This is a genomic window from Rhodococcus sp. BP-316 (genome assembly GCF_019836105.1).
Classification (GTDB): domain Bacteria; phylum Actinomycetota; class Actinomycetes; order Mycobacteriales; family Mycobacteriaceae; genus Rhodococcoides.
In genome coordinates, this window is sequence record NZ_JABUEE010000010.1 from 159,376 (window position 1) to 176,326 (window position 16,951).

Below are 16,951 nucleotides of genomic sequence, written 5' to 3' on the forward strand. Positions count from 1 at the left end.
TCGGGGTTCCGAAAGCGCCGAACGGCCCCCCACCCCCCCGGTGGGCCGCTCGGTCGGTGGCGGGGGACACCCCCCCTGCTTCCCCGCCACCCGCTTTCGTCCCGCGCCGCTCGCGCCCCCATTTACTTCTCCGCGCCACCGATAGTGTTGGCGTCGTGACACACGGCCACGGACACAGCTCCGGTCCCGCCCCCATCGGGAAGATCGCCGCGAGACTGGTGCTCGGCATCCTCGCCGTCGTCGGCATCGCCGCGATCGTGGGCGTGGTGCTGCTGTGGCCCAGCGATCGCACCGTCGAGGTCCCCGCGCCGTTCCAGAGCGCGGCCGGCGGCGTCGTGGCCACCGAGTACGGCACCGTGGTGTCGCAGGACATCGGTCCGTGCGGCAGTTCGTCCAACGGTCGCGTCTTCAGCGGCGCCCCCACTCCGCCCACCGTCTCGGGCTTCGAGTGCAACCGGAGCATCGTCTCGATCGACACCGGCGTGAACGAGGGCACCCGCACCCTGCTCGAGGTGACGCCCGGGCCGGGCACCCCCGATCTGCGCGTCGGCGAGGAGATCCGCCTCGTCCGCGGCACCGACGACAGCGGGACCGCGATCTACGGGTTCGACGACTACTCCCGCACCACGCCGCTGCTGCTGGTGGTCGCGGTCTTCGCCGTCGTCATCTGCGTGGTCGCGCGGTGGCGCGGGCTGCGCGCGCTGCTCGGACTCGGTCTCGCGCTCGGAGTGCTGGTGGGTTTCGTGCTCCCCGCGATCCTCGACGGCCGGTCCGCCATCCTCGTCGCCCTGGTCGGCGGCACCGTGATCCTCTACGGCGTGCTGTATCTGGCGCACGGGCCCAATCTGCGGACCAGTTCGGCGTTGCTCGGCACCGTGGTGTCGATGGGCGTCGCTGCGGGACTGTCCGAAGCGGCCATCAGGCTGACCCGGGTGACCGGTCTGTCGGAGGAACAGAACACCGACGTGCAGGCCTATCTCGACCACGTCAGCATCACCGGGTTGCTGCTCGCCGGGTTCATCATCGGATCGCTCGGCGTGCTGAACGACGTGACGATCACCCAGGCGTCGGCAGCCTTCGAACTCGCGGCACTCGATCCCGACGCCACCCGGCGGTCGATCTTCACGTCCGCGATGCGCGTCGGGCGGGACCACATCGCCAGCACCGTGTACACGCTCGTCCTTGCCTATGCGGGTGGTGCGCTGCCGCTGCTGCTGCTCTTCAGTGTCGCCGGCCGCTCGTTCGGCAACGTCCTGACCGGAGACGCGGTGGCCATCGAGATCGTCCGCTCGTGCGTGGGCGGCACGGCGCTCGCGCTCTCCGTTCCGCTCACCACCGCGATCGCCGTGATGCTCGCCCGGCCGCCCCGCGGACGCGCCCCCGTGAGCGGTCGGCACTCCGCGCGCTGACGCTCGACCGCGCATCGGGAAACTTCACAGAGTTCGGCCACGAGGTATGCACTGGCACTACAAAACATTCTCCTGTATTGTTTCAGTGGGTTCGGGAACCTGCGCGTTTGTTTGACGCAACTTCGCAGAGCACGACGACTATGTGAGGACACACAATGAACACTCTGGCCGCAGAGGACGTCGACCGTATCCGCCGGGTACTCGACAAGTACGGAAAGCTCCCGGTCGCCATCGACGCAGTCGCCGACGACGCCGATCTGTACGACGCAGGTCTGACGTCGCACGCGAGCGTCAATGTGATGATCGGCCTCGAGGACGAGTTCGACGTCGAGTTCCCGGATCGCTTGTTGCAGAAGGCCACGTTCGCGAGCGTCTCGGCCATCGCCGACGCCGTCGCAGAGCTGGCGTGATCTGAGATGACCACACTCGAGGCTCCCTCCGCCCTTCCCCCCATCGATCCGGACGCGCCCGCAGGCCTGGCGCAGATCCCGCTCGAGGACGTGCTCGCCGTGGTGCGCAGCAACGCCGAGCTCGTCGACCGTGAGGCTCGCTTCCCCACGGAGTCGGTGCAGGCGCTCAAGTCCGCGGGCCTGCTCTCCGCGTCGGTTCCGACGTCGCTGGGGGGCGCCGGACTCACACTCACCGAACTCGCGACCGTGGGCCGCGCTCTCGGTGGCGAGTGCGCGTCCACCGCGATGATCTACGCGATGCACCACACGCAGGTGTTGTCGCTGACCCGCCACGGCATGGAGTCCCCGGTCATCCGGGAGTTCCTGGCGAACATGGTCGTGGAGCAGCCCCTCGTGGCCTCCGCCACCACCGAGATCAACATCGGTGGCGACGTCCGCACCAGCGGGTGCGCGGTGGAGTACGACGGCGACCGCTACACGCTCACCAAGAATGCCCCCGTCATCTCGTACGGCGAGTACGCCGACGTCATCCTGGCCACGGCCCGTCGGTCCCCCGACGCAGCGCCCAGCGATCAGGTGCTCGTCGCGTGTCAGCGCGAGGACGTCACGCTGCAGAAGACCGGCACGTGGGACACCATGGGCTTCCGCGGTACGTGCAGCCCCGGCTTCATGCTCCGCGCATCGGGTTCGGCGGAGTGGGTCGTTCCCGCCACGTACAGCGACATCTCGGCCCAGACGATGCTGCCCTCGGCACACGTCCTGTGGGGTGGCGCCTGGTTGGGCATCGCCGACGCCGCGGTGCGGAAGGCTCGCAAGTCCGTGCAGAAGCTGGCCCGCAAGACGCCCGGTGTCACGCCGCCGTCCGCCGCGCGCCTCGCCGAGCTGCTCGTGGTCCATCAGCAGCTGTCCGACACCGTGTTCACGGCCGCCGCGAAGTTCGACTCCATCGCCGACGATCCGGCTGCGCTCAGCGCCATCGGTTTCGCGCTGCAGATCAACAACGTCAAGGTCACGGCGTCCGATCTGCTCATCGACATCGTCGCCCGCGCGCTGCTCATCTGCGGCATCGCCGGCTACCGCGAGGACAGTGAGCTCCGCATGAGCCGCCACCTCCGCGACTCGCACGGTTCCGCGATCATGGTGAGCAACGAGCGCATTCTCAACCACAACGCGCAGCTCTCGCTCGTCTACAAGGGGATCTGACCATGACCTCCACACTCGACCGCGACGTGGTCTCCGATCTCGATCTCGCCCGCGCCGATTTCCGCGATCAGCTCGTCGGTGCCGGTCTCCTCGTCCCCAGTTCCCTCGACGGTCTCTACGGCCGCTCGGGCGAGTTCGAGGACATCATCGATCTCATCGACTCCAAGGTGAAGGCCGCAGGCGCTGCCGCACACGGAGATGCGCTGCGCCGCTTCCGGTTCCCGCCGGTGTTCCCGCGCGATGCGTTCGAGAAGACAGACTACATCGCCTCGTTCCCCAACCTCACCGGTGCCATCACCACTTTCTCCGGTGACAACAAGGCCCACGCCGAGCTGCTCGCGGCACGGTCCGAGGGCAAGGACTGGGACCACTGGCTCGAGTCCGCCGGCACCATGCTGGTGTCGGCCGCGTGCCACCCGTCCTACTCCATGCTCACCGGTCAGCTTCCCGACGGCGGCACCATGCTCGACGTCTACGGGTACTGCTTCCGCCACGAGCCCGCCGTGGATCCTGCTCGCATGCAGGCGTTCCGGATGCACGAGTTCGTCCAGGTCGGCACGCCCGATCAGGCAGTGGAGCACCGCGAGTCGTGGATCGAGCGCGGCATGACGGTGCTGGCCGACCTCGGGCTCGACGCCTCCCCCGTCATCGCCAACGACCCGTTCTTCGGTCGCGCGGGACGCATGCTGGCCGCGAACCAGCGCAACGAGAACCTCAAGACCGAGCTCGTGGTCCGCCTCTACGGCGACCTGGACGAGGGCACCGCGGTGGTGTCGTGCAATTGCCACCGCGACCACTTCGGCCAGACCTTCGACATCCGCACCGCGGACGGCAACGAGGCCCACAGTGCCTGTGTCGGTTTCGGTATGGAGCGCATCGCCCTCGCGATGGTGCGTACTCACGGCCTCGACACCTCACAGTGGCCGGCGTCGCTCCGCCTGAGCTGATCTACCTCTCGAGAACCGTCACCGTCGCCCTGGCTGTGCTGTTCACCGCTCGGACATGCCCTCGCGGCGTGGTCGAACCCGAGCGTGGCAGCAGAGTCAGGGCGCGGCTCGTTCCGGGGGCGAGGTGGAACCACGAGTCGGACGCCCGGTAGCCGTCCACGTCCACGCACACGTACTGCGCGGCATCCGTGCACGCGACGGTGAGGGTCCACCGGCCGTCGCCCTGCGGGGCCGCCGACGCGGTGAGTCCCACCGAGTTCTGCAGCGGGAGCAGCCCGTTCTCCACCAGATGCACTGCCTCGGCGAGCACGGTGCCGTCCGGGGCGGCCAGCACGACACTCACCGCGTCGACGGTGCGCGACCCGAATCGGTGAGCGTGCGTCATGTCGGTGAACCTGCCGACGACACCGTCCGCGGTACCGGTCCACGACGAGTGTGCATCGAGAGCGAGCTGCCGAACACCCTCGGCAGCAACGGCTCCCGTGCGCTGATGCGCCCGCACGGTGAGTGTTCCGGCGACGGGATCCGCGCCGTCGTTCATCACGTCGAGACGAAGCCCGTCCATCCCCTCGTCCGTCACGAGGACGGTGATAGGTGCGCTGGCCCGCGCCACCGCGTACCAGGGCGCCTTGGCGATGCCGGTGCTGTCGGTGAATCCCCACCCCGCGCCCGGCTCGAGGTCGCGCAGAGTCAGCACCAGCGCTCCCCCGCAACCCGAGTCCACCTGCCTCCAGAACCCGAACGACTGCGTCACCGCCTCACAGACGGCCGCGCGACCCAGGTCGAGGTAGCGCTCCGAATCGTCGCGGCGCACCGCGGACGGCTCCACGCCGAAGAGGGTGCGCACGTAGTGGTCTCGCACGTCCTCGAAGTCCCACGACGCTCCCCGATCACGCGGAACCGTGGCCTTCCAGCGCGGATCGTGGCCCGCCGGATGGGCCGAGCCGAACACGGAGTCGACGACGCGCCGCTCCGGGGGCACGGAGAACGCCAGGCACTCCGTCGCGAATGCCACCCGGGCGTACCGCACGTCCGAGAGAGGTCGCAGGTAGCCGCCGATGCCGAAGTAGTGCGCGAAGCCGGAGCCCACGTGGGTGGCGAGGTCGCCGCCCGACGGGGTGGACGGGACGTAGGCGACACCGGAGAAGGCGTGCACCACGTCTGGAATGATGCTGTCCAGCAGTGGTATCCGTGACTCGTCCGAGGCGAGCCCGAGCATCGTCGGCTGCTGGTACGTCTCGCTACCGCCGCTCACCACCACGAGGGAAGGCCCACCGGCGGTCGCGAGCATCGCCCGGACCTCGTCGACGACGGCGGACTCGACGGCGGGATCGTCCGGTGGATCGATGGTCGCCAGCATGACGTCCTGCCACACCATGATGCCCAGTTCCGAACAGAGCGTGTGGAACTCGGCCGACTCGTAGACCATCGTGCCCGTGAGTCGCACCATGTTCAGCCCGGCCTCGACGTACGAGGTCAGGGTGTCCCGCAGGTGGTCGGGATCGTTCTGCAGCGTGATCGGGTCGAGCGGGACCCAGCATCCGCCGCGGCAGAAGACGGGCACCTCGTTCACGAGCAGCGTCGTGTCGCGCAGTGCGCTCGAGCGGAACCCCACTCGGAAGTGCACGACGTGACCGTCGACGGTCACGGTGACGTCGTGGAGGGTCGGATCACCGTGCGTGTGCGGCCACCACAGGGCCCGCTCACCCGCATCGATCTCGTCCGTCACTCGTCCGTCGGCATCGGCCGAGAGCTCGAACACGCTGTGGCCCAGCTCGATCCGCACAGCAGCGCCGGTCGTGGCCGTGCCGTCGACCTGCAGGACGCAGCGTCCGTCCCGCACCAGCGCGCGCACCGTCACGGCAGGGACGTCCACGGCGACACAGCGCACGGCGCGCCAGGGTCCGACAGGAGCCGGGGCGCCGGTGAACACGGGGGCGCGGCCGATCATCGAGGTGCGGATCCACCGCAGGCCCTGCGACGAGATCATGGACGATCGCCACCGGCCGCGCGGGCGGCGCTTCGCCAGTGCCGCGTCGAGCGAACGGCAGCACAGCGCGATCGAGACGGTGCCGGCGACGAGGGCCTCGACGGTGACGGGAACGAACATCGACGTGCTGGTGGTCGTCAGCGTCCCGTCGACCCAGACCTCCGCGAGGGTGGCGATGCCCTCGAGATGCAGCCGTATCGACTCCGTCCCGTCCGGCACCGGCACCTCGGTGCGGAACCACCAGTCGCGCCCGTCGAGGTCCTCGATCGGCAACCCCGCCGCGGCCAGCGCGCCGGCGACTGTACCCGGAACCCGTGCGGGCACAGCAGTATCGGTGTCCGGGAGACCATCGGGGCTCTCGACGGCACCGGCATCGGTCGACAGGAGCGTCCAGTGTGCGTCGGCCAGCAGATCGATCGGCGCGGTCACAGCGCCGAACGCACTGCGTCCATACCGCGCTGCCAGGCCGCTGCCATGCCGGCCATCGAGTCACGCACGTCGACGTCGCGTCCCCGAGCGGCTCGCGCCATCCGGAACTGCACGGACTTGGCGCCGGACGCCACCTCCCGGAAGGGCTCGGCGGCAGCCGCCGCACCCTCGACTCCGCGGCGTTCGAGGTACTCGGCCAGGTCGGCCGCGAGTTCGGCGGTGGAGCCGCACTGACGGAGGGTGCCGAACGACCACAGGTGGAAGAAGTCCGGGCCCGCCTGCTGGATCAGCGCGACGTCCTCGACGACCCGCTCGCCGAGGCGCTCCACCGGGTTGCCCGCATCGGCGCGCTCGAGGTGAGCACGCACCACCTGCAGGTCGTGATCGTCGGTCTCCGGACCGGCGGCCAGAGCATCACGGTCGACGACGACCCGTTCGACGTAGGGCGGCAGCGCCACCGTTCCGGGAGCGAGCGACCGGGCGAGTGCGCCGTCGAAGTCGTCACCCTCGAGGCGGAACAGACCGGCGTTGTGGAAGTAGTCGAGCCGGCGCGCGTCGGCATCGATGGCCGTCGGCACGATCGTCGTCTTGGTGTGCTCCCGGCCGTAGCTGGTGCCGTCGGTGTCGGGGAGGTAGAAGGCGTCGATCTCGACCGTACTCAGCACACCGTCGTACATGTTCTCGATCAGGTGCTCTCCGAACGGCTTCCAGATGTTCATCTCGGAGACGTCCACCCCGTAGAGGAGGCGGAGATCCTCGGGCTGGAACTTCACGAAGTCCCACTGCCGGCCGTCGAACCCCGCGCTGAGGGCGAACGCCAGTGCGGGTGTCGGATCTGCGCCCATCGCGTGCAGCAGTTCGATCCACAGGTCGACGTAGCAGTTGGTCTCGGACCACGTGCGCTCCGACGAGTGCAGGGAGTGCGATCGGTACGTCGCGGGATCGAGGTCCGCGGGCAACGGGGACCCGCCCACCGGCGTCGCCGAGAGATTCACCGTCACTGCTCCTCCATTGGTCGTCGACACGAGGTGTCGGCCCACGCGTTCACATCACGCACGACAGTAGCCGCGAGAGAGGTGATCAGAACCCCCCGAAGTCCCCGCCACCACCGAAGTCTCCGCCACCGCCGAAGTCCCCGTCGGTCTCGTCGGCGAACGGGTCGGCGGTGGTGGTGACGGGCGGCGGGACCCCACGCGACCCGACGGGCGCCACCGCGCTGGTGGGTGCCACGGACGGGGTGCTGACCGTGGCGGGGTCCATCGGCTCGGGCATCGAGGTGAAGGCCCACGCCGCGGCGCCCGCCATGACGGCGCACGAGAAGGCGACGACGAGGGCGACGGGGACCCTGCTGCGCTTCGGATCGGGCACCGGTTCCCCGCCCACGTCGACGACGTCCGCGGGCGCCGACGCGTCGGGCTCGCGTTCCGGCTCGGCGGGGGCGGCCGCGAAGGCGACGGTCCGATCCGTGGACGAGGGCTCGGGCGCCGGCGCAGGTACCGACACGCGCGTCGCACGCGGGTCCAGCGCGGTGAGGACGGGAACGCCGAAGCGTTCCGCGGCGGCGATCGACAGGATCGGGATGGGCGAACCGCCCCCGACGAGGATCACCGCGTCGAGGTCGCGCTCGCCGAGAAGCGACGCCGCGGTGTCGAGCGAGAGGTCGAGCAGAGGGCGAACCGCGGTCTCGAACTCCTGACGCGTGATCAGTGTGGTGCCGCCGCCGGGGGTGCGCGCGACGGTCGCGGAGGACAGTGACTCCTTCACGCGGCGGCAGAAGACGATGACGTCCGTGTCGTCCGCGCCCTCGGCGGGGCGCTCCAGAATGCCGCGGTCGACGATGTGATCGAGCACGATGTGATCGAAGACATCCCCACCGGCCACCGGGGAGTCGACGGAGCCCAGGACCGCCATCTCGTCGACGTCCACGAGGCTCGCCGTCGCGCCGCCACGGCCCAGGTCGTAGAGCAACACCGTGGTGAGACCGGACAGAACGCCCGAATCGACCACGTCCCGAGGGGCCGACGTCACAGCTTCAGTGTCGGACATCCGTCGGCGCTTCCTCTCGGTGGGTGGTGATTCCCCTGCGTTGTCACTTGTCACAGCTCTGTTCACGTCGCACCCGCTTCGGGCGCAGGAACCGGACAGCTCCTGCTGTATGGCGCCCAAAAGAATCTTCCGGTATGTTAAACGAGGAAATAGGGAACTGCGAGATCGATACCGGTCGTGGATGCGACCGGGCACACTTTACTGCCAGGTAGGGCCCCAGGGCGACTGTCAGTGGCACATCGATCGCAGAAATCCCTCACCGAGCAGCGTGTCGAGCGGGGCCGACGCGCACGGCCGAGCTTCGCCGATGCAGACGCGGCGCACCGGACGCTCCGATCCAGAAGTTTGGTTCGGAGTCACAAACCCGGCGCCGTGGACGCACCGACGAGCACCGGACCGAGACGAAAGGCTGTCGACCCCGATGATCCCCGCACCCGCTACTCGTGACCGCACGGCCACGGTGCAGGTACACATGACCGGCGCCGAGTGGTTCGCCGACTCGCCGGGTGGCCTCAACCGCTACTTCACCGATCTCTACGTCGCGCTCTCCACCCTCGACGGTGTCAGCGCCTCCGCGTCCGCGTTCGGCGACTCCGATCTGAGCGACGGCCACCACGGCACGTCCTCGTGGGGACCCTCGACGGGTTCCACGCTCTCGCGCGTCTGGTCGGCCCTCTCCGCCGATCGCGGTCTGCCGAGGAACACGGTGATCGACCGCCACTTCAGCCTCTTCGGACGCCCCACCGTCGGCCTGCGCGGTGCGCACCCGTCGGTGGCGCACTTCCACGGACCCTGGGCCGCCGAGAGCGCCATGTCCGGCGAGAGCGATCTGGTCGTGCGCGCCAAGTACTGGGTCGAGCGTCTGCGCTTCCTCGACGTGCGCCGGTTCATCGTGCTGTCGGGGCACTCCGCCCGCATCCTCACCGAGGACTACGCCGTCGATCCGGCCGCGATCACGATCATCCCGCCGGGTGTCGACCTGGACCGTTTCGCCGTCACCCCGGCACCGAGCAACGCTCGCCCCACCGTCCTCTGCGTGCGCCGACTCGAGCGCCGCATGGGCATCGACCGGCTCGTCGCGGCCTGGCCCGCCGTCGTGGCGGACCACCCGGACGCGCAGCTCGTCGTCGTCGGGACCGGCACCGAGGAGGCGGCACTGCGCAGCCAGGCCGCCGAGTCCACCGCCGGCGACTCCATCGTCTTCACCGGCCGGACCAGCGACGAGCGCCTCGCAGCGCTCTACGCCGAGGCCACCGTCTCCGTGGTCCCGACCCTGAGCCTGGAGGGCTTCGGGCTCATCGCCCTCGAGTCCTGCGCCAGCGGACGCGCCCCCGTCGTGACCGACTGCGGCGGCCTGCCCGACGCCGTCGCGGGCCTCGATCCCTCCCTCGTGGTGCCCGCCGGCGACGTCGACGCACTCGCCCACCGCCTGTCCACCGCGCTGAGCGGCGACGTGCCGAGTGCCGCCGCGTGCCGCGCCCATGCCGAGTCGTTCTCGTGGGAGTCCTCGGCTCGCCGGCACGTCGACGTGTACCGAGAGTTGGTCCAGCGATGACCCGCGCACTGTTCCTCGCCCATACCGCGGCGCCGTCCGGCGCCGAGATCGCGCTGCACCGCCTGGTGCGCGCCATGGACAAGACCGAGGTCACCGTCGTCTTCACCGAGACGGGTCCGATGGTGGACAAGCTCCGGGCCGACGGCATCGACACCGTGGTCGTGGACGGCGCGTTCGACAGCCGCTCCGTGACCATCGAGGGCATGTCCGTCCGCCGCATGATCGGCGGAGTCACCGGCCTGCTCCGGCTGGGATGGGCCGTGGGCGCCGTCGTTCGCGAGTCGGGTGCCGACGTGGTCGTCGCCGAGTCGTCCAAGGCGTTGCTCATGGGAACCATCGCCGCACGGCGAGCGGGCGTGCCACTGGTGTGGCACTCCCACGACCGCATCTCCCGCGAGTACTTCGGCACACTGTTCACCTCCGTCCTCCACGTTCTGGGGTGGACCGCGTGCCGCGGCTTCATCGCCAACAGCACGTCCACGCTGGCCTCGCTGCCCACCTGGCGTCGGCCTGCCGTGGTCGCCTACCCCGGCGTCGACGGGTCGGCGGACCGCCCGGTGGGTGCCCGCCCCGAGCAGTCCGCTCCCGCGGACACGGTGCTGTGTCTGGTCGCCCGCCTCACCCCGTGGAAGGGACACGTCCTCTTCCTCGAGGCCGTCGCGGCGATGACCACCCGGCCGGCGCACGTCTTCCTCGTCGGCGGCACCTTCTTCGGCGAGGAGCCGTACCGCGCAGAGCTCGAGGCCATGGCCGCCGAGCTCGAGCTGCCCGTCACCTTCACCGGCCACGTCGACGATCCGCGGGACTACATGCGGATGTCCGACGTGCTGGTCCACTGCACCCTGACGGCGGAACCGTTCGGTCAGGTCGTGGTCGAGGGCATGCTCGCCGGCTGCGCCGTGGTCGCGTCGCGGCCCGGCGGACCCGCGGAGATCGTCGAGCACGGTGTCAACGGCATGCTCGTCGACTCCGGCGACCGCGCGGGCCTCACCGCCATGCTCGATCGCGTCGTCGCCGACCGTGACCTGCGGACGCGCCTGTCCGCCGCCGCGCCGGCCCGTGCCGCGCACTTCGACATCGAGGAATCGGCCCGCACCGTCGAGAGCTTCCTCGAGGACGTCCTGGACACCGTGAGCGTGCGTCATGGTCGGTGAACTCACTCGTGGCGGGTCGCGCGGCGGCCCCACCACCGAGCCCCCGAAGCACCGCCGTGGATCGCTGCACAAGCTGTCGGCGGTACGCGACATCGCCTTCGTCAGCTTCGGCAAGTACGGCCAGTACCTGGTCACGATCGTCACGCTGCCGCTCACGGCTCGCATCCTCGGCACCGAGGGGCTGGGTCTGCTCGCGATCGCGATGTCGGCGTACTTCATCGGCTCGCTGCTGGTCGACTTCGGCATCACCACGTTCCTCGCGGCGATGGCGAACGACGAGAACCTCAATCAGCTGCGCGGCAACTACCTCGCACTGCGCGCCACGGTGCTCGCCGTGATGGGCACCGGGCTGCTGGCCAGCCTCACCGTGGGTGCGCACGTGCACCTGCATATGATCCTGCTCGGCCTCTTCGCCGGCGGCTTCGCGTCGTTCGGTGATGACTGGGTGCTCGTGGCCCAGGCCCGCTTCGGTATCGGCGTGGTCTACCAGGGCATCGGCCGCATCCTGTACCTCGTGCTGCTGGTGACGCTGCTGCCGATGTTCCCCAGCGCCGCGGTCGCGATGCTGTGCCTGCTGGCGTCGTCGGTGGTGTCCGTGGCCCTGACCTGGCGGCTCACCATCCGCGAGTTCGGCCCGCCGAGCAAGCCGAAGGACGTCACCGCGATGGTCCGCATGGGCGTGCCCGTCCTGACCTCGCGGCTGCTCATCACCAGCTACGGCCAGGGCGCCGCGACCTTCTACTCCGTGGCGCTGTCCGCGGCGTCGCTCGGCATCTTCTCCGCCAGCGACCGGCTGATCCGCGCGTTCCAGTCGCTGCTCGACGCCATCGGCTACGGCCTTCTGCCGCGGCTGGCCCGCGGCCGGGAGGACCACTTCTGGCAGAACGCACTGCGGGGACTGACCGCGTGCGTGGGTGTGGCCGTCGTGGCCACCGTCGTGCTGTGGGTGAGCGCGCCGCTGCTGATCTCGCTGGTGTTCGGCGATCAGTTCTCGTCCGCGGTGGACATCATGCGCGTGCAGGTGTTCATCCTGCCCTTCACCGCCATCACTTCTTTCGTCACCACCGCGATCCTGCCGGTCCGCCAGGACACCAAGGGAGTGCTGATCGGCGCCGTCGTCGGCACCGTCTTCGCTGCGGGAGCGCTGGCCACCGCGCTGTCCACCGAGTCGGTGTGGGCGCTGGTCTACGGCACGCTCACCTGCGAGGTCGCAGTCGCGGCCTGGTACCTGTTCCGAGTGCGCATGCTGCATCGCCGCAACGACGATGCGCTGCACGCGGAATCGGAGGCACCCACCGTGCCGATGGCCGTGGTCGCCTCCGATGCCCCCACCGTTCCCCTCGCCGTTCGCCGCTTCCGGGAGGCAAGTCGATGAAGATCCTGTTCCTCGGAGACGACTGGATCGGCAGCAACGCCCGGTCCATGGCCGACGGGTTCCGCGAGGCCGGCCACACCGTGCTCGTCGTCGACACCACTCCGGTCGCGCTGCCGACCCGGCTGTCCCCGCCGTGGGTGTACAGCAAGCTCGGCCGCGGCCGCGCCCCCTGGGTGCTCGAGGCGCTGCACCGCCGCATCGAGGCGGCGGCAGCACAGTTCCGCCCCGACATGCTGTTCGCGTTCCGCACCGTGCATCTCGACCAGGACCGACTGCTGGCTCTGCCGGCGGGTCTGCACGTGCACTACAGCCCGGACGACGTGTCCAACCCGTACAACACCACACCGGAGTACCTGCGCCGCGAGGCCGACTGGGACCTCGTCGTCACCACCAAGCGGCACAACGTGCCCGAGCTGGAGTCGCGCGGCGCGAAGTCGACGCTCTTCGTCCACAGCGCGTACGACCCGGCCTGGCACCGTCCGACCGCCCGTCGTGATCCGGCCGAGTACCTCGTCGGCTTCATCGGTGCCTGCCGACCGGACCGCCGCGACTCGATGGTGGAGCTGGCCCGCACGCACGGCTCGGCGATGACGGTCCAGGGTCCGGGATGGCGACGGGTGTCCGCGCTGCGGACGACGTCGGCTCACATCGGCGGCGCCGTGTACGGCGAGGGGTTCTCGGTGGCGGTGTCGGCCGTGCTGGCCAACCTCGTCCTGCTGAACTCGGACAACCGCGACACCCACACGTGCCGCACGTTCGAGGTGCCCGCGGCCGGCGGTCTGTTCGTCGGTGAGCGCACGGACGAGCACATGGCGCTGTTGGAGGACGGACGGGATTGCCGTCTTTTCTCCAGTTCGGACGAACTCGATGACATCCTGGCGTGGTGCCGCACCGAACCTGATGCAGCCAGAGAGATGGCGGAGCGCGGCCGGCTGCGGATCGTCGGTGATCACCACGCCTACGTGGACCGAGCACGGGAGATGACCGATGCGTTGTGACATCGTCGCCGTGCGCCGCCCGACGGGGGTCGCGCCGTGACCGCCTACACCGCCGTCGCGCTCACCACTGCGGCCATCGTCGCCCTCGTCGTGTCCGCGATGTTCGTGCCGGGTGTCGCCAAGGTGTTCCTGCTGGCGCAGTCCGCCTACTGGTCGCTGAGCTACGTGGCGCGTCCCCTCGTCCTGCTGTGGACGCTCCCGCAGCCGCAGTTCGCCGACAGCCTGGCGGACCCGCGACTGGCGAACATCGGCTACGACATCGGCATCGCCGAGGTGCTGAAGCCCGTCGTGTTCGGTCTGTGGTTCTACGTGGCTCTCGTCGTCGGATACGTGCTGTTCCGTCGGTGGCGCCGGGGACCGCAGGAGCGGACCACCATCGGCGCGGCCGTCGCGGATCCGTACTTCTTCCGCAGCCTCGGTACCATCTACGTGCTGGGTCTCGGCGGACGCTTCGTGTCCTTCGCGACGGGCAACACCGGATCCGCCGGTGAGGTCAGCAGTTCCAACCCGCTCCTCGACTTCGCCGCCACGATGGCGACGGTGGGCGCCCTCGGCCTCATCGTCTTCGCGCGACCGGAGAAGCTGTGGCAGACCGCGGTCCTGCTGCTCGGCCTGATGGGCATGGAGCTCGTGTGGACCGTGATCGTGGAGTCCAAGACCCCCGTGCTCGGTGCGGCTCTCGCCGTCGCCGTGCGCTTCGCCCTCATCGGGTGGACGCGCGGGACCATCCTCGGCGTGCTCGGTATCTCGGCGGGCGCCATCGGCGCGTTCGGCATCCTGCAGTCGCTGAAGGTGGATCCCGAGGCCCGTGCGATCTCGGCGGCCGCCGAGGCCAGCTATCCCCCTGTCGTGCAACCGTTCCTGCCGATCCTGCGCCGCTTCGACCTCCTCGAGGCCGCGACGGACGCGTACTACATGCAGGGCCGGGAATGGATCTCGCACGGCGACGTGGTGAAGAACGCGCTCCTCAACTTCATCCCGTCCCAGCTCCTCGGATCGGAGAAGTTCCAGTCCGGCACCGCGTGGGCCAACCAGGTCCGTGGGTCGTCGGTGGACATGCGCAACGTGTCCGTCTCCCTGGCCGAGGGAAACATCAGTGAGGGCTTCGTGTTCGGCGGGTACGCCGGCGTGGCCGTCACCATGACCTTCACCTTCGTCATGGTGCTGGTCGCCGTTCGATGGCTCCTCGCGAGGAACTTCCTCTTCGTGGTGCTCGGGCTGACGCTCATCGAGTATCCGGTGCTGTTCGAGCGCGGGATCCTCGGGACGACCGAGTCCATCGGCAAATCACTCCAATTGGCAATTCTCGTGTGGATCGTGACGCTTCTCGTCGGCGAGTACTCCCGACAGTGCGCGGAGACACCCCCTCCGACCACGCACGTTCCCGACGACATCTCCACACTCGACCGCTCTTCGAGCAAAGGATCTGCATCATGGGTTTGATCGATTACGTGAACATCGCACGACGCCGGTGGATGACCATCCTGGCCTTCGTCGTGTTGGGAACGGTGGCAGCGGCGGCGTACACGTCGACGCTGAGCTACTCCTACACCTCCTCGAGCCGTCTCTACGTCTCGATGGCGACCGGCACCTCGGTGTCGGACGCCTACCAGGGCAACATGGCGGCGCAGCAGCGTGTCACGTCCTACGTGAACCTGGTGACCAGTGAGCGCGTCATGTCGGGTGTCATCTCCGATCTGCAGCTCGACACCACGCCGGCGGCTCTCGCGTCGAACGTCACCACGTCCTTCGCGCCGGCCACCGTGCTCATCGGCATCTCGGTGTCGGACACGACGCCGGACGGCGCGCGGGCGATCAACGACGCGGTGGTCACCGAGTTCCGTGATCTGGTCAACGAGATCGAGACCACGGAGATCGGCGCGGCTCCCGCGGCGAAGGTGACCGTCGTCGACCCGGCGACCACCCCGGCCGCCGTGGGCGGGCCGGCACCGATGCGCACCCTGCTCATGGGCGCCGTCGCCGGCATGCTGCTCGGCTGCGCTGCGGCGTACCTGCGTGACCGGCTCGACAAGCGCATCCGCACCACCGGCCAGGTGGCCGCGGTCGCTCCCACCACGTTCCTCGGTGACGTCAAGGCGGCCACACGTACCGCGGACGCACGACGTGCCGCACTGCGCCTCGACGCCTCGGTCGGCCGGACGACCCCGCACTCCATCGCGGTCATCGGCGTCTCCCCCGCCGGCGGGTCGGACACCGTCCTCGCCCTGGCGCGCGCACTCAGCGGACTGGGCCGCCCGACTCTCGTGGTCGACGGCTGCACCGACGGCACCGGGGTGTCGTCCCGCATGCAGAACGCCGGTGGGCTCGCCGATCTCGCTCGCTCGCCGAAGCGGTCGGCCACCGATCTCACGCGGCCGAGCCAGATCGAGGGCCTGAGCATCCTGCCCATGGGTGTGGGCGACGACCGGACCACCCTGTTCCTGGCCTCCCCCCGCTTCGGCACCATCGTGCAGAGCCTGAAGGCCGATCGTGACTACGTGGTCATCGACGCGACCTCCGTGGCGGACGCGACCGATGCGCTCGCCATCGCCGTGCACGTCGACCACGTGATCGTGGCCGTCGAGAACGGCACCACCACCGCCGCCCAGCTCCGCGCACTGCTGACCGAGCTCGACAGCATCGGGGTCGCCGTGGCCGGAACCGTTCTGGTGCCGCACGTCTCGGCTCGCCGCTGGCCGCTGTCGCTGCTGAAGACGTCCGCCGCCAAGGACGACGTCGTGCCCGCGACGTCGCCGAAGGCTGCTCCCGTGGCCGAGGTGCGCGACGTGCCGACCACCACCCGGACCACCACCGCTGCGCGTCCGGCCGCACCCCAGTCCTACCGCGCGCCGTCACCGGTCCACGAGTCCGAGTACCGGAACGACGACTACCGCGACCGCGACTACCGGAACGACGACTACCGCACCGACGGCTACCGGGACGATCACCAGGATCGCTGGGACACCGTCCAGCCGGCACCTCGTGCCGAGCGCGCCGCCCGTCCCGAGCCGCGCCAGGAAGAGCACTACGACGTGGTCCAGTCGCCGGCGGACGCCGAGACCGACCGCTTCCACGCGGTGACGGCGGAGCCTGCCCGGGTACCGCACGACGACGCAGAAGATGGTGTGACCGAACAGGGCTCGATCGAGTCCGACGCGGACGACACCATCACCGCGGAGGTCGAGGACGTCGACACCGACGAGTCCGAGACGGACGACGCCGACACCAGCGCGACGCCCGAACCGGTCTCGATCACCAAGGCCGACACGACCACGCCGGCCGCGTCCGACAAGGCGGACAAGGTTGCGCAGGACACGACAGTCACGAAGGCGACCCGTCCCGCGGAGCCCACCACCTCGCGGCCCGTCCGCCCTCGGACGCAGACCGGCCGCCGCACCTTCCGGGTCACCAAGTGACGCAGACCCTCCACTCCAC

13 protein-coding genes are annotated in these 16,951 nt (G+C 69.6%); 10 read left to right on the plus strand and 3 right to left on the minus strand.

Translation table 11 applies throughout. The features are described 5' to 3' along the window. The first annotated feature begins 155 nt into the window (after window positions 1-155). The 4 genes from HQ312_RS19235 to HQ312_RS19250 all read left to right on the plus strand — a co-directional run bounded on the left by HQ312_RS19235 (window position 156) and on the right by HQ312_RS19250 (window position 3,969). Window positions 156-1,409: a YibE/F family protein gene (locus HQ312_RS19235; protein ID WP_056443987.1), complete on the plus strand. Its 1,254-nt coding sequence runs from the start codon at window positions 156-158 to the stop codon at window positions 1,407-1,409. A gap of 155 nt (window positions 1,410-1,564) precedes the next feature. Next, window positions 1,565-1,819 (plus strand): acyl carrier protein, encoded by a 255-nt coding sequence (locus HQ312_RS19240; protein ID WP_204869916.1) that lies wholly within the window; start codon window positions 1,565-1,567, stop codon window positions 1,817-1,819. A 6-nt stretch (window positions 1,820-1,825) separates the two neighbouring features. Continuing rightward, window positions 1,826-3,022, plus strand: coding sequence for an acyl-CoA dehydrogenase family protein (locus tag HQ312_RS19245; RefSeq protein ID WP_027506959.1), 1,197 nt, complete (start codon window positions 1,826-1,828; stop codon window positions 3,020-3,022). 2 nt (window positions 3,023-3,024) lie between these two features. Continuing rightward, entirely contained in the window at window positions 3,025-3,969 is a 945-nt protein-coding gene (locus HQ312_RS19250) for an amino acid--[acyl-carrier-protein] ligase (RefSeq protein WP_027506960.1), read from the plus strand. A gap of 1 nt (window position 3,970) precedes the next feature. On the opposite strand, the gene HQ312_RS19255 is transcribed toward HQ312_RS19250, so the two are convergent. The 3 genes from HQ312_RS19255 to HQ312_RS19265 all read right to left on the minus strand — a co-directional run bounded on the left by HQ312_RS19255 (window position 3,971) and on the right by HQ312_RS19265 (window position 8,434). After that, window positions 3,971-6,388, minus strand: a complete 2,418-nt coding sequence (locus HQ312_RS19255; protein WP_308123934.1) for a beta-mannosidase — start codon at window positions 6,386-6,388, stop codon at window positions 3,971-3,973. After that, on the minus strand, window positions 6,385-7,389 hold the full coding sequence (locus tag HQ312_RS19260) for a DUF1839 family protein (protein WP_374198317.1): 1,005 nt from the start codon (window positions 7,387-7,389) through the stop codon (window positions 6,385-6,387). Before HQ312_RS19260 ends, HQ312_RS19255 begins: the two co-directional genes overlap by 4 nt. A gap of 79 nt (window positions 7,390-7,468) precedes the next feature. Then, complete coding sequence (locus tag HQ312_RS19265) at window positions 7,469-8,434, minus strand: Hsp70 family protein (RefSeq protein ID WP_222640688.1); 966 nt, start codon at window positions 8,432-8,434, stop codon at window positions 7,469-7,471. Window positions 8,435-8,906: 472 nt separating this feature from the next. Here HQ312_RS19265 and HQ312_RS19270 point away from each other — a divergent pair, with 472 nt between their 5' ends. The 6 genes from HQ312_RS19270 to HQ312_RS19295 are packed head-to-tail and all read left to right on the plus strand — an operon-like array spanning window position 8,907 to window position 16,932. After that, a complete protein-coding gene (locus tag HQ312_RS19270; RefSeq protein ID WP_222640690.1) occupies window positions 8,907-9,989 on the plus strand; it encodes a glycosyltransferase family 4 protein in 1,083 nt (360 codons plus the stop codon). Continuing rightward, window positions 9,986-11,143 carry a glycosyltransferase family 4 protein gene (locus HQ312_RS19275; RefSeq protein ID WP_222640692.1) on the plus strand — a complete coding sequence of 386 codons (1,158 nt, stop codon included), beginning with the start codon at window positions 9,986-9,988 and terminating at the stop codon, window positions 11,141-11,143. The genes HQ312_RS19270 and HQ312_RS19275 overlap by 4 nt, the downstream gene beginning before the upstream one ends. Then, complete coding sequence (locus HQ312_RS19280) at window positions 11,133-12,518, plus strand: lipopolysaccharide biosynthesis protein (protein WP_222640702.1); 1,386 nt, start codon at window positions 11,133-11,135, stop codon at window positions 12,516-12,518. The genes HQ312_RS19275 and HQ312_RS19280 overlap by 11 nt, the downstream gene beginning before the upstream one ends. Continuing rightward, window positions 12,515-13,516: a glycosyltransferase gene (locus HQ312_RS19285; RefSeq protein WP_027506967.1), complete on the plus strand. Its 1,002-nt coding sequence runs from the start codon at window positions 12,515-12,517 to the stop codon at window positions 13,514-13,516. Before HQ312_RS19280 ends, HQ312_RS19285 begins: the two co-directional genes overlap by 4 nt. A 36-nt stretch (window positions 13,517-13,552) precedes the next feature. Further along, window positions 13,553-14,959 (plus strand): hypothetical protein, encoded by a 1,407-nt coding sequence (locus HQ312_RS19290; RefSeq protein WP_051613634.1) that lies wholly within the window; start codon window positions 13,553-13,555, stop codon window positions 14,957-14,959. Continuing rightward, a complete protein-coding gene (locus HQ312_RS19295) occupies window positions 14,950-16,932 on the plus strand; it encodes a Wzz/FepE/Etk N-terminal domain-containing protein (RefSeq protein ID WP_222640704.1) in 1,983 nt (660 codons plus the stop codon). Before HQ312_RS19290 ends, HQ312_RS19295 begins: the two co-directional genes overlap by 10 nt. Window positions 16,933-16,951: the final 19 nt, after the last annotated feature.